Source organism: Lactobacillus bombicola (assembly GCF_900112665.1).
GTDB classification, from domain to species: Bacteria; Bacillota; Bacilli; order Lactobacillales; family Lactobacillaceae; genus Lactobacillus; species Lactobacillus bombicola.
Genome location: NZ_FOMN01000003.1, coordinates 40,779 through 54,702 on the forward strand (window position 1 = coordinate 40,779; position 13,924 = coordinate 54,702).

Below are 13,924 nucleotides of genomic sequence, written 5' to 3' on the forward strand. Positions count from 1 at the left end.
TTTTCTTTCTTCTCACTTTAAGTATTCTGGAAGCCGCCCATGTTCAATTTCTGTTCTCATAAGCAAGTAATTATCATAGCGACTTTGCTTTATTTGTTTTTTTTCAACTAAATTTTTAACTTCACATTTAGGCTCTTTAAGGTGTTGACAACCACGAAATTTACAACTACTACTCACTCGTTTAAATTCGACAAAGTAATTACACAACTCGTTTATTTTAATTGGTGTAAAGTCAATTGCAGAAAAGCCAGGCGTATCAGCTAAATATCCATGACCTATACGGAAAAGCTGGACCGTTCTTGTTGTATGCTTGCCTCGATTTAGACTGGAAGATATGGCCGCCGTTTTTTGCTTTAAGCTCTTTTTAAGATGATTAATTAATGTCGACTTTCCTGCCCCCGATTGCCCAGCCAAGGTCCAAATCTGGTTGGGCTTAATAATGGTAGCCAAATTTTGCGCAAAATCTTCCCAATTATAAACTACTTGATATCCAAGTTGGGCATAATAATTGAGATTTTGCTTAATTTCAGTTAATTGTGGTGCACTAACTAAATCAGTCTTAGAAAGATAAATACTAACTGCAACCTTTTGCCAAGAAAAAAATGTTAAATAACGATCAAGTAATTGCAAAGAAAATTCGGGTTCCACAGCAGAAATAACCAATAAAACTTGATCAACATTTGCGACTGCAGGTCGCCCGATTAAATTTGTTCGCGCATAAACTTCAACTAAATAATTCATTCCATGTTCATCAAGTTGTATTTTTACTCGATCACCTACGGTCGGCTTTTGCTTATTTTTGCGAAAAATTCCGCGCGCTCTTGTACGCTCAATTCCGTTGCTTGTTTGAACATCATAAAATCCTGCAATTGAACTGACAATAATTCCTTCTACCTGCTTATTCATTTATGAACCTTTTCATTTAAAATCGTTTGTCCATCACGAACAACCTTTAATATACCCGAATTATTTTTTAGCACAAAAGGTATTGAAAAATTGACATCTCGTTTAATATACAAATCACGATAAATATTTTTTACGGAGTGACTATCATCACTTATATATATTTGAACATGGTTTTGCTTGCTATCAATAGCTCCCTCATTGTTTTCATAATTAACAGTGAAAGTCTTGGTAACCGTAAAGTCTTGTTCCCTTTTGGACCCCTCAGAAACACTAACTATAACAGTACTACCGCGTTGAACTGCTGTTCCAGCGGAAGGACTCATAGAAATAATCATACCTTTTTTGACCTTATTTGAGTAAGTTGGACTAACTTGTAAAATCAAATTATGCCTATGTGCATATATCTGCGCACTCTTCAGAGAATACGTACTTAAATTAGGTAATTTAATCAGATTATAATCAATATGTTCATTTCGACCATTAGAAACACTAAGTGTAATCGTTGTTTGGGCCGGCTTAACCTCTACATCTGCTGCAATACTTTGCGTAATAACATTCTCTGGCGCAACACTGTTTGAAAATTGATTTGCTCGTATAACTTGAAAACCCATGCTTTCAAGTTTACTTGCTGCCACTTGATAATTTTCACCTGTTACATCAGGGACACGAATCATTTTTGCACCATCAGAAACATAAAGATTAATATAGCGCCCTTGCTTAATATTTTTTCCAGCAGGTGGTGAAGTTTTAATGATCTTACCCTTTTCAATGCTATTAGAATTTTTATGCTTTATGCTACCTATTTTTAATCCTAAATTTTCTAGACGACTACGTGCCCTACTTTCAGTTAAATTGGTTACATTAGGAATACGAACTTCATTATTGTTCCTACCAAAAAGTACAAAAAACATTAACCCAACTACTGTTATAGCTGCTAATCCAACAAAAATCCACCACCATTTATATTTACGCAAATTCTGAAAAAAAATAGGGCTTTTCTTTTGCTCATCTTTAGCTATACTTTTTTTTGCTTGCTCTATTGTCGCACTCGTTCTATTCGCTTTAAAGTTTGGTAATACAATCGTTTCATCATTATTTAAACCATTATTAGCTAAAAAGGGAGGTTCATTTGCCCGCTGTTTTTCTAAACTTGTATCTAAATCAACTTGCATTTCATAAGCTGACGCGTATCTAAGACGTGGATCCTTAGCTGTCGCCCTTAAAACCACATTTTCTAAAGACTGCGGTACTTTTTCATCTTTTTCTTTAATTGAAGGAATCGGCTCTTGAGCATGTTTTAATGCAATGGCAACAGCCGAGTCACCATTAAAGGGCACTGAACCTGTAATTAATTCATAAAGAATTATCCCCAAAGAATAAATATCGGATTGCTTAGTAACTAAGCCGCCTCGAGTTTGCTCGGGTGACATATAGTGAACAGAACCAACAGCTGAGTTAGTTTGTGTAACAGAATTTTGATTTAACGCAACGGCAATACCAAAATCAGCAATCTTAATATTGCCTCTTTTATCCATTAAAATATTTTGTGGTTTTAAATCACGATGGATCACATTATGTTTATGAGCTAGTGTCATCGCACTTAAAATTTGATCCATTATACGAATCACATCATGTAAATCAAGAGGCGTATTTTTTCTAATATAATCTTTTAAATCTGGTCCATCAACATATTCCATGACCATGTATGGTAAGCCATAGTCCGTGCCCACATCTAAAACCATAACGATATTGGGATGACTAAGTTCACTAGTAGCTAATGCTTCACGCTGAAAACGAGCTAAAATTTGCGGTTCTTTTTGTAAATCCATGCGCAGAATCTTAACAGCAACTTTTCGTTGTAAAATAATATCCTCAGCCAAATATACATTAGACATTCCGCCTTCGCCCAGAGTATCTATAATACGATAACGATCACCTAGCAAATAGCCCCTATTTATCATTATTTTTCACCGCCTTCATCCAAAATTAGGCAAACAGTGATATTATCTCCCCCACCTAAGCGATTGGCTTCATCAATTAATTTTTGACACCGCTCTTTAAGGGATAAGTCTTTAGTTGCTAAAACTTGTTGGATTTGCGGATCACTCAAGGAATTAGTTAAACCGTCGGTACATAATAAAATAAGGTCATGCTTCTTTATCTTGATTTGACAAAATTCTGGATCAATTGTGCTAGAAACACCTAATGATTGCGTAATAATATTTTTTTGCGGATGGTTTTTCGCCTGCTGCTTAGTAATTTGTCCCATTTTTACTAACTCATTAACGAGTGAGTGGTCTTCTACTAATTGAGTAAATTTACCTTCCGTGTAACCATATGCACGTGAATCACCTAAATGTGCAATTATTGCTTCAGTGTCAAAGACAATTGCTAAAACAATCGTAGTACCCATACCATTGAGATCTGGAAATCGATCTGCAGTATGTAAGATTGTATCATTTTCTACTTTAAGCTGAACATCTAGCCACTTATGGGCACTAGAGCAATCGTTAAAATCAGTCATACTGAAGCTATGCCCTAAATGGCTTACAGCCATTGTTGAAGCAACATCCCCACCTTGATGACCACCCATTCCATCACAAACAATGGCCATTACTGCATTATTCTTATTTTTAAAAACCTGTACAAAATCTTGATTACTTTTTCGTATTTTTCCAATACTCGAAGCAAAAGCTGTTCTTATCAAAACGTTAACCTCGTACTACAAATTTAGAAATGAAAAATCCATCACTACCATAACTATCTGGCAAAATTTTTAGCATCCCATTAGGTGCTTGCATTTTAGCTGCTTTAAATGGTTTTAATTCAAATTCCGGGTGTTTTTTAAGGAAAATTTTTACCACATCTTCATCTTCTTCTTGTGTAATTGTACAAGTAGAATATACTAATTCGCCACCACTTCTTAACAATGAACACACATGATCCAGTATTTGCAATTGGATTTTTTGCAAGTCAGTTAAATCAGTCAACTTCTTATTATAACGAATTTCCGGCTTGCGGCGAATTAAACCTAATCCTGAACATGGTGCATCAACTAAAACTTTATCAAATTTACCGGCTGCAAAAGCTTGATCAGCATTTCTAGCATCTAGAGCCTTAGTTGTTACTCGCTTACTGACTTTCATCCTTTGACAATTTTGTTCAACTAGATGCAATTTATTTTCATGGATATCTAACGCAATAACATTCCCCTGTGGAATATTTTCTGCTATTTGAACTGTTTTTCCGCCAGGAGCACTACAAGCGTCTAATACTTGCTCATTACCAACAAAATCAAAAGCTTGTACTGCTAAACTAGCTGCCTCATCTTGAATAGTTATTTCACCGTTTTTAAATAAACTAGTTTTACTAATTCCACCATGACTTACAATTAATTCATTCAAATTTAATGTCGATTCTTGTGGATTAAAACCCAATTGATTCATCTCTGAAATCACATTAGCCAAATTAGTAGCTTGCGAAACACGGACTATATTTTTAGCAGGTTCATTAATGCTAGAAAGAATACTCGCTGTACGTTCTGCTCCCCAATGTTTTAACAAATACTCAACTAACCATTCAGGTACGCTCTCTCTTACACTTAAATAAAATGGCAAATTATCTAGAGTAGGTAAAATTGGCTGACGACGAATTAAAGCACGTAAAACACCATTAACTATTCTAAAACCGTTAGAATTAACTTTGCCAAATTGCTTAGCTAATTTATTTGCTTCATTTAAAACCGCCCGATTTGGTACCTTATCCATAAAGATAATCTGATAAGCAGACATCAATAATAGCGGTCTTAAATAAATTTCTTTTAACTTAGTTTTTATTAAATCGTGTAATTGGTATTCTAAATAAATTTTATATTGAATAGTACCATAAACTATACGCGTAGCAAAATTTGAATCATTCGCAGATAAATGTGCTTTTTGCAACTCATTATTCAAACTAATATTTGAATATGAATCCTTCTCTAAAACACGAATCAATGTATCTAAGGCAACTGCACGAGCACTTCTATTCGTCAATAATCTTTTCTCCCACTTTAAATTTATCACCTTGACCATTTAAAAAGTTCTTGATGGGCATTCTTTTCTTGCCTGCAGGCTGTACCTCTGTTAAATCTAACACACTTCCACTCGCCATAGTAATAGCAAAACGACCTTTGTTATTAGCTAAACTTCCTGCTGGTAAAACTGATTTTTCTGAGCTTACTCGTGCTTGCCAAACTTTAAAACGCTTGCCATTAACCTTTAAGTACGCTCCAGGATTAGGATTAAGACCACGAATTAAATTATTTGCTTCTTGTGCAGTCATATTGAGCTTAATTTGCTCTTGTTCCTTACTAATATTAGGTGAAAAAATAACTCCAGCAGAGTCTTGTGGCGCTTTTATATTCGGATGAGCAATGATTTGAGGTAAAGTTTTAAGTAATAAATCACGCCCAACAATTGCTAATTTATTAAAAACTGTACCCGCAGTATCTGTAGCAGCTATTTTTATTGCTTCTTGCGCATAGATGTCACCGGCATCCATTTCTTTTACCATTTCCATAATGGTTACACCAGTTTCAGTATCACCATTAATTATTGAATATTGAATTGGTGCTCCTCCGCGATATTTAGGTAAGAGTGAGCCATGAACATTAACAGCTGCTATTTTTACTGAGTTCAAAAATTTACTTGGTAAAAATTGGCCATAAGCTGCAGTTACAATTAAATCAGCATGTAAATTAATTAAAGCTTCTAATTCTTGTGACTTTGGTAATTTAATTGGTTGAAAAATAGGTAAATTAAGCTCTTCGGCTACTATTTTTACTGGCGTTTTTTTAAGGCTTTGTTTACGACCAACTTTTTTATCAGGTTGAGTTACCACAGCCTTAATTTCATAGCCGTTTTCAACCAGGCCTTTCAAAATTGGCACTCCAAAATTAGGCGTACCCATAAAAATTACAGATGTCATTTGCATATCCCCTTTATATAATGTGTTCAGGCTCGTTATCAATATATATATTCAAACCATATTTTTTTATTTTTTGTGCAGAATTTTGAATTTGATGTAACAACTGATTTAAATTAGCCTCTTTTTTATATTTTACCAGTATTTGATAATAATACTGATTTTTTAGACGTGAAACTGCACTGGGCGCAGGTCCTAAAATAATAGTAGTGCGTTGCAGACGTTGTTGCAACCAATTTTTTATTTTAAATGCTTCTCTAGCAACATTTTGTTCATTCTTAGCAGCTATAGAAATTAATACTGTATAAAAGTAGGGTGAATAATTTCCTGCATGTCGCATACGCATTTCATACGCATAAAAACGTTCATAATCTTGAGTCTGAGCAAATTTTATTGCATAGTGATCAGGATTAAAAGTTTGAATAATAACTTCGCCCTTTTTCTCTGCCCGACCTGCCCGACCTGCAACTTGTGTCAACAATTCAAACGTCCGTTCAGACGCATTATAGTCAGGTAACCAAAGTCCTGTATCAGCATTAATGACGCCCACTAAAGTGACATTGGGAAAATCTAATCCCTTGGCAATCATTTGGGTACCCAATAAAATATCAGCTTCATGATGACCAAATGAATCAAGAATTTTTTTAAATGCACCTTTACGTCTAGTTGTATCAACATCCATGCGCAACATTCGAGCAGCAGGTAAAAGCGTTTCTAACTCTTGCATAACTTTTTGCGTTCCTGTACCTAAAAAACGAATCTTTAAACTCTGACAATTAGGACATTTTTGCGGAATTGCGGTTGCATAGCCACAATAATGACACTGCATTTTCGCAGTATCCTTGTGCATAGTCAAAGAAAGATCACAGTTAGGACATTTCATAACATAACCGCAATCTCTACAAAGCATAAAACTTGAATAACCTCGACGATTAAGCAATAAAATAACTTGTTCTTTTTTGGCGATTCTAGTTTTTATTGCCTCAAGCAATTGAGCGGATAAATCTAGTTGATCTCCAATAAAGCTAGTTTGCTTCAAATCAATAATCTTAACTTTAGGTAAGCTCTTTTTGTTAGCCCTTTCTGGTAATTTTAAGAGCTGATAAACTCCCTTTTGAGCACGTGCTCGACTAACTAATGAAGGAGTTGCACTACCCAATATCAGAGGACAAGAATTATACTTACTGCGCCAAATAGCAACATCTCGTGCATGGTAACGCGGAGTATCTTCTTGCTTATATGAAGACTCATGTTCTTCGTCAATAACAATCAACCCAATATTTTTTAATGGTGCAAAAATGGCACTACGTGCTCCGACAACCACGTGCACCTCACCGCGGCGAATCCTACGCCATTCATCATAAAGTTCACCTTCTGACAATCCACTATGTAAGACAGCAATTTGCTGTCCAAAGCGTTGCTTTACCTGGGCTACCATCTGTGGCGTTAGTGAAATTTCTGGAACTAACATCAGCGCATTTTTGTCATTTGTTAACGCTTGGCTAATTGCATTTAAATATACTTCAGTTTTCCCACTACCAGTTACACCTTCTAATAAAAAGGTTTGTGCAGTTTGATTATCAATTGCACGATTTATTTTGGCCAGCGCCTCATCTTGTGCCACAGTCAGTTTGATACTTTGCTGTGATTTTGAAGTGGCAACATCAATTAACGGATCACGATATACCTCAGTAAGTTCTTTTTTTAACCACCCTTTTTTTACAGCAGAAGTCAAAGTAGCTATTTTAACTCCAGAATTCTGTTCTAAATCTACTTGCTTTTGTGGAAATTTGGTGAAATTTTCAATAATATATATTAAAAGTTGCTTTTGCTTTTGGGCATTTTGCCTAAGCGTTTCATAAATTTTGATATATTCATTTTTACTTAGTAAAAGTGAATAGTTATTCTGCATTTTAACTTGGGCTCGATTTTCGACTAAATACTCAATTTTAGCATCATGATTTCGCAGTAATTTATGGATAAAAGAAACTTCCTTAGCATCATCTACTTTAGTTAAATCAATTAATCCCCTTTTAAAAAGCGGCATCCTTTTAGCTTTATCTGAAATTGGCGTTAAGATTTTACGATAATTTGCTCGCATCACCCGAGGGAGCATTGCTTTTAAAATAGAAATTCGATAAGAAAAATTTTCATTTGCCAATGTTTTAGATAAATCAACTAATTCAGTAGTTAGTGGTGGTTGTTCATCTACTACTAAAAGAAGGTCCTTAAGTTTCCCTTGAAACTTGCTTGTCTGACTTAACCCAACGACAAATCCTTGCAATTTGCGTGAACCAAAAGGGACGAATACTCGAGAACCTACTGCAACTTCTTTGAGCTCATTAGGAATATGATATTCAAAAATACGATCTGTCTGTTTAGCTGCTATGTCAACGATTATTTGTGCAATCATTATAACAATCACCTTCAAAAATGGCCTCCATCTTTTTATAGATGGAGGCCATAAAATTTTTAACTAACTATTAGTTAACCTTGTGATTTGGAATCAACGGTAACCTTACCAGCTTCAATCTCTTCAAGGGCTCTACCAACGGGTTTTAATGCTTTGTAATTTTTAAGTGCTTCTGGTTCACCCACTTCTAATTCATGTGCTCGCTTGGCAGCTAACACAGATAATGAATAGCGTGAATCTACGCGATCTAATAATTTATCGATTGATGGATATGTAACTCTCATCTTAATCCTCCCTGACCATTTTACGATATGTGTCAATAACTCGCTTTACACTAACATGCTCAGCATCAACAATTGCCTTAATATGATCTACAGCATTGGCAACTGTATCATTAACAACGGCATAATCATAATCTTGCATGACTAATATTTCTTGACGTGCTTGATTAATTCGTCCTAGAATCACATCTTCTGACTCAGTGCCACGATTTTCTAGGCGTAAATGCAATGTATGTAAATCTGGCGGCGTCAAAAAGATAAATACACCATCGGGCATTTTTTCTCTAACAGTTTTTGCTCCATTGACATCAATTTCAAGTAAAACATCTTTACCTTCATCTAACATCTTTTTAACTGGCGCAAATGGTGTCCCATAATAATTATTTACATATTTATTATATTCTAAAAGTTCACCCTGCTTAATAGCTTCCCCAAACTTCTCTTCGCTAACAAAATAATAATCTTGCCCGTCAACTTCACCTGGTCTCGGCTTTCTAGTTGTCATCGAAACTGAATATTCAAACGGAAAAACTTTATTTTCAACAATTGCACTTTTAACGGTTCCTTTTCCAACTCCAGAAGGTCCCGAAAGGACAAGTAACAAACCTTTTTCTGTCATGCCATACTCCCCTATAAAAAGCTATTATATCTAGTTTGCACTAAAATAAGGATATTTTCAAGTTAAGATGTTTTTTAATTTTATGAATTAAAAACTTGTTTTTTTAAACAAATGTTCTTATAATAAATATATCAAACAAATGTTCGCATAGATGATGAGAGGAGCAAAAATGAAAAATTCACTAAAAAAAATTTATCATTACCTATTTGATTACGATAATAACAAGCCTGATGGTACGAATCAATATAGCAGTGAGATTTTAACTTTACTTACGATGGCCATGCATAATCAAAAATATGTATTAGTGACTTTTCAAGATGGACAAAGTGAAATCGGACAAGTAAACCAGCAACTTTCAGCTCAAAAATTTATTTTGCGTTCAACTAATCAAAAACTCTTACACATTGTTGACATTAATTACCTTATAAGAGTTGATCTGGCCTAAATAATTTTTTAATTAAAAAATACGGACTGATGTCCGTATTTTTAGTTAATTTTATTTTTTAAATAAACATTTTCACTTTTTATTTCAAATCCTGCCGCTAAATATGCCTTGATGGCGGGAATATTATTAATATCTACATCAAGTACAAATTCTTTTACGCCTTTTTTTCCCAATTGGTACATCATTTCTTTAATAAAAAATGTACCAAAGCCTCGATTGCAATACTTGTGCGCAATAAATAAGCCAAAAAAATAAGCATACTTACTAATATCAGCTGCGCAATAACCTATAATTTGATTATGATACAGCAACACAAAACTAAATTGATTTAAATTTCGTAATCCTTGAGTAAGGTAGTTAAGTGACATTGTTAAATCATTATCAAAGGCTGCACTATGCAACACTGCAGTTTCTTTAACTTTATCCTTTGTTAACAAACATAGCCTTAAATCTTGCTTTAATCGACTATCATTTGCATTAGCAAGCGGATTTTGGGTCCGCATATTATATTCTTCATCCACTACTTTTAATTTTGTTTTACCTAAAAATTGGGGATGCTCATCTAAAAATCTTTGCTCAGATGCATAATTAAAATTACTGTAGCCGTATTTATTTAAAATTATTTTAGCCCGGTTAATCAAAGTCGTAGCTATTTTTCTTTGTCGAAATTTTGGCAAAACATATATATATAAATCAATTTCTTCATCAGGTTTATCATCTGCATAAATCATCAGAAAGCCCACCAGCAAATCGTTTTGATAGGCCAAAATAAAAGCAGGCATGTCTGAAAAATAATTGTATTCGTTACTTAAATATGGATCTGAATATGTATGATCATGGCTATGAATTTCATTCATTAATGTTTTAACCTGTTTAATTTCTTCATTCGCTAAAACTTTTTTCGCAATAATTTCCATAATTAATTCCGCTCTTTAAAACTTTTTAGCAAATCTTTTGCATTTTGTTTGGCAGCCTGAGTTACATCACTCCCAGCCATCATTTCAGCAATTGCAGTTACTGTTTCCTCTTGAGTAAGTGGGCCAATTTGGGTATAAGTTGCCCCGTCTTTTACTTCTTTGGCCACTAAGTATTTTTGATCACTGGCAGCTGCCACTTGAGGAGAATGAGTTATTACAATGACCTGTTTATTTTTCCCAATTGAGTGCAATTTTTTTCCAATTGCGGCCGATACTCGGCCTGAAACTCCCGTATCGACTTCATCAAAAATCATAGTTCCGACTGGCTCTACCTGACTAAAAATTGATTTTAGAGCTAAAATTAAACGTGACTGTTCACCCCCAGAAACAATTTTAACTAATGGCATTAATTCTTCACCTGGATTAGGCGAGATTAAAAACACAACTGCATCAGTTCCTGTACTAGTGAATGCTTTAGTGTTTTTCAAGTCTATTACAAATCGAGCCTTTGCCATATAAAGATCTGCCAATTCGTGTTTAATCTTTTCTTCAAGTATATTTACAATTTTTTCTCTTAATTGATGTAATTCAGTAGCTTCTTTGGTTAATTTACGTTCAATCTCTATTACCTGTTGTTCTAGGTGATTTTCATCTAAACCACCTGTTTCAAATTGATTCAGTTCTTTTTGCACTTTTTTATAAAAAGCAAACACATTAGTCAAACTAGGACCGTATTTTTTCTTTAGCGAATTTAGTAAGTCAATCCGATTAGATACATATTGATATCTTTCTTCATCAAAATCTAGTCCATCAAGAACATTGGAAAGCTCACTCCTTGCATCACTTAAAGCAAAAACTCCATCATCAATAGTTTTAGCAATATCTTTAAATTTAGCCCCGTATTCAGTTAATTCTTGCGCTGCATTCTGAGCATTTCCTAATAATTCTTCAATTCCATGTTCGTCATCATCAAATAATTGTATTAAATAATTAGCAGTATCAACTATTTTCTGATAATTATTCAGTTCATTATATTCTTCTTCTAATTGCTCGTCTTCATTTGGATCAGTTAGGTTTGCGGCCCTTAACTCCTCATTTTGAAAAGATAATATATCTTGCTTTTGCGCCAATTCTTGAGCATCATTACGTAAATGATTTAAGCGTGTAGTCAATTTTTGCCATGTTTTAAAATCAATTTGGTATTGAGCTAATTTTTCTTTAAAATCTGCGGGAGCATAATCATCCACTAAATCTATTTGGCGGTCTTGATTCATTAAAATTTGTTGATCATTTTGACCATGAATATCTACTAAATAATTGCCTAATTCACGTAAAACGTTAATTGTAGTCAATTGCCCATTTATCCGAACAACATTGCGCCCTTTAACAGCTAATTCACGACTAATAATTAGTTGTCCTTCTGAATCTGGCAACCCGTACTTATCACAGATTTGCGCAATTTGCCTAGATTGACCAACTTCAAATAGCCCCGTAATCACCGCCTTAGTTTCGCCACTACGCACCATCTCTTTTTGACTACGACCACCCATTAGTAGTGAAACTGCATCAATAATAATCGATTTTCCAGCACCCGTTTCACCAATTAAAGCTGTCATATTTTCTTGAAAGCGAACCTTTAAAGCCTTAATAATGGCAAAGTTTTTAATATCCAGTTCAACTAACATGCTTTTTCTCCTAAAGTCCTTTTACTGCTCGTTCAACAATCTCTGCGGGCGTATTTGGCCAAATTAATTTACCGCCATCTCTTTCATTTTTTTGCAAATGAATTAAAAACTCTATGTTTCCCTTTCCCCCTTTAATCGGTGAATAGTCAACTGCTAACACATTAAAGCCAATTGCTAAAGCTTGCTCAATCGTATGCTTTATTACCGCACAATGAACGTGATGATCATTTACTATACCATGCTTACCAACGTTTTCTGGACCAGCTTCAAATTGTGGCTTAATTAAGCAAACTGCCTCACACTGATCTTTTAAAATTTGATACATAGGTGGCATAATTAAATCAAGAGATATAAAAGATACATCGGTCATAGCAAAGTCAGGCAAACCCTTAGTAAAGTCTTCTGGTTTACTATAGCGAAAATTTTGTTTTTCCATAACTTCTACACGCAAGTCATCACGTAATTGCCAAGCTAACTGATTATAACCAACATCAAGAGCATAAACTAATTTAGCCCCATTTTGTAATGCCACATCAGTAAAGCCGCCAGTTGAAGCACCAATATCTAGACAAATTTTATCGGTCAAATCAATATTGAAAACTTTTAAAGCTTTTTCTAACTTTAAACCACCACGTGAGACATATTTTTTCCCTGAATTTTTAATAAAAAATTGCTCATCACTGGGAAAACTTGTACCACTTTTATCAATTCGTTGATGATTATGATCACAAACCAGTCCGGCCATAATTGCACGTTGTGCTTGCGTTCGTGAATTAAATAATCCTTGTTTAGCTAGTAAAATATCTGCTCTTTCTTTTGCCATTTATAGTACCTTTTGATACAAATCAAGAAATCCTACTAAAACTGAATCATCAAAATTTGCCAAATTAGACTTTGCCCGTTTGATTAGCTCTTTCAATTCTTGACGACTTTTTTTAGCTCCAAGTAAAGTTAAAGTATTATTTTTACCACTTACTTGATCTTTATGAGTTGCTTTTCCAGCTTCTTGGGTTGTCTCGACAATATCAACTAAATCATCATAAATTTGATATGCACGACCAAAATCTTTGGCAAAAGCAACAAGTTGTTTACCACTTTGACTACTTGCCTTACCATGAATTGTGGCCATTTCAACACTTGCTTGTATTAGGCAACCTGTCTTTTGCCACTCCATCTTATTAATGAAATTAGCATCATTAGCCACACTTTTGTTATTTGTTGAATCAATGTCTAGATACTGGCCACCAACCATGCCATTTGCACCAATTGCAGCGGTAATAATTTTAACCAACTTTGGCTCATTACTGCCTTCAACAATCCACTGAATCCCCATCGGAAGTAATGCATCTCCAGCCAAAATTGCTTCAGCTTCGCCCCATCTTTTATGACTAGTTAGTTTTCCTCTACGGTAGTCATCGTTATCCATTGCTGGCAAATCATCATGAATTAAAGAGTATGTATGGATTAATTCTATTCCACAAGCAATTCTAACTTCTTTTTCAGAAATTTCTTTATTCAATGCCGAATAAGTTGCTAAAAACAATAGAGGCCGTAATCTTTTACCCCCTGCCATCACTGAGTAAGCCATAATCTCGCTTAATTTTGCATTGTTTATTTCTAATTTTAAGTGACTAGCTAAATAATTATCAATTATTGGTGTCCATTTTATTTTAAAATCATTAAAAGTCATTTT

Annotated in this window: 13 protein-coding genes; 1 reads left to right on the top strand and 12 read right to left on the bottom strand. The window is 34.4% G+C overall.

Going from position 1 to position 13,924, the window contains the following annotated elements; genetic code table 11:
• Window positions 1–12 precede the first annotated feature (12 nt).
• The 8 genes from rsgA to gmk all read right to left on the bottom strand — a co-directional run bounded on the left by rsgA (window position 13) and on the right by gmk (window position 9,184).
• On the bottom strand, window positions 13–906 hold the full coding sequence (rsgA, locus tag BM203_RS03315) for a ribosome small subunit-dependent GTPase A (protein ID WP_090092749.1): 894 nt from the start codon (window positions 904–906) through the stop codon (window positions 13–15).
• Complete coding sequence (gene pknB, locus BM203_RS03320) at window positions 903–2,867, bottom strand: Stk1 family PASTA domain-containing Ser/Thr kinase (protein ID WP_090092751.1); 1,965 nt, start codon at window positions 2,865–2,867, stop codon at window positions 903–905. The genes rsgA and pknB overlap by 4 nt, the downstream gene beginning before the upstream one ends.
• A complete protein-coding gene (locus tag BM203_RS03325) occupies window positions 2,867–3,613 on the bottom strand; it encodes a Stp1/IreP family PP2C-type Ser/Thr phosphatase (RefSeq protein WP_090092752.1) in 747 nt (248 codons plus the stop codon). Before BM203_RS03325 ends, pknB begins: the two co-directional genes overlap by 1 nt.
• A gap of 4 nt (window positions 3,614–3,617) precedes the next feature.
• The gene (gene rsmB / locus BM203_RS03330) at window positions 3,618–4,979 is read right to left on the bottom strand and encodes a 16S rRNA (cytosine(967)-C(5))-methyltransferase RsmB (protein ID WP_090092754.1); all 1,362 of its coding nucleotides are present in this window, start codon (window positions 4,977–4,979) and stop codon (window positions 3,618–3,620) included.
• Window positions 4,930–5,874 carry a methionyl-tRNA formyltransferase gene (gene fmt, locus BM203_RS03335; protein WP_090092755.1) on the bottom strand — a complete coding sequence of 315 codons (945 nt, stop codon included), beginning with the start codon at window positions 5,872–5,874 and terminating at the stop codon, window positions 4,930–4,932. Before fmt ends, rsmB begins: the two co-directional genes overlap by 50 nt.
• A gap of 13 nt (window positions 5,875–5,887) precedes the next feature.
• Window positions 5,888–8,284, bottom strand: coding sequence for a primosomal protein N' (priA, locus tag BM203_RS03340; RefSeq protein WP_090092956.1), 2,397 nt, complete (start codon window positions 8,282–8,284; stop codon window positions 5,888–5,890).
• Between the two features lie 74 nt (window positions 8,285–8,358).
• Window positions 8,359–8,568 (bottom strand): DNA-directed RNA polymerase subunit omega, encoded by a 210-nt coding sequence (gene rpoZ, locus BM203_RS03345; RefSeq protein WP_090092756.1) that lies wholly within the window; start codon window positions 8,566–8,568, stop codon window positions 8,359–8,361.
• A 1-nt stretch (window position 8,569) separates the two neighbouring features.
• Complete coding sequence (gmk, locus tag BM203_RS03350) at window positions 8,570–9,184, bottom strand: guanylate kinase (protein WP_090092757.1); 615 nt, start codon at window positions 9,182–9,184, stop codon at window positions 8,570–8,572.
• A 169-nt stretch (window positions 9,185–9,353) separates the two neighbouring features.
• Between gmk and BM203_RS03355 the strand changes: the two genes are divergently transcribed.
• Window positions 9,354–9,629, top strand: coding sequence for a hypothetical protein (locus BM203_RS03355; RefSeq protein WP_090092759.1), 276 nt, complete (start codon window positions 9,354–9,356; stop codon window positions 9,627–9,629).
• A 41-nt stretch (window positions 9,630–9,670) separates the two neighbouring features.
• Here BM203_RS03355 and BM203_RS03360 read toward each other — a convergent pair whose 3' ends face one another.
• The 4 genes from BM203_RS03360 to BM203_RS03375 are packed head-to-tail and all read right to left on the bottom strand — an operon-like array spanning window position 9,671 to window position 13,921.
• The gene (locus BM203_RS03360) at window positions 9,671–10,546 is read right to left on the bottom strand and encodes a GNAT family N-acetyltransferase (protein WP_090092760.1); all 876 of its coding nucleotides are present in this window, start codon (window positions 10,544–10,546) and stop codon (window positions 9,671–9,673) included.
• A 2-nt stretch (window positions 10,547–10,548) separates the two neighbouring features.
• A complete protein-coding gene (recN, locus tag BM203_RS03365; RefSeq protein WP_090092762.1) occupies window positions 10,549–12,231 on the bottom strand; it encodes a DNA repair protein RecN in 1,683 nt (560 codons plus the stop codon).
• A gap of 10 nt (window positions 12,232–12,241) precedes the next feature.
• The gene (locus tag BM203_RS03370) at window positions 12,242–13,054 is read right to left on the bottom strand and encodes a TlyA family RNA methyltransferase (RefSeq protein WP_090092763.1); all 813 of its coding nucleotides are present in this window, start codon (window positions 13,052–13,054) and stop codon (window positions 12,242–12,244) included.
• Window positions 13,055–13,921: a polyprenyl synthetase family protein gene (locus tag BM203_RS03375; RefSeq protein ID WP_090092765.1), complete on the bottom strand. Its 867-nt coding sequence runs from the start codon at window positions 13,919–13,921 to the stop codon at window positions 13,055–13,057. It lies immediately after the preceding gene.
• Window positions 13,922–13,924: the final 3 nt, after the last annotated feature.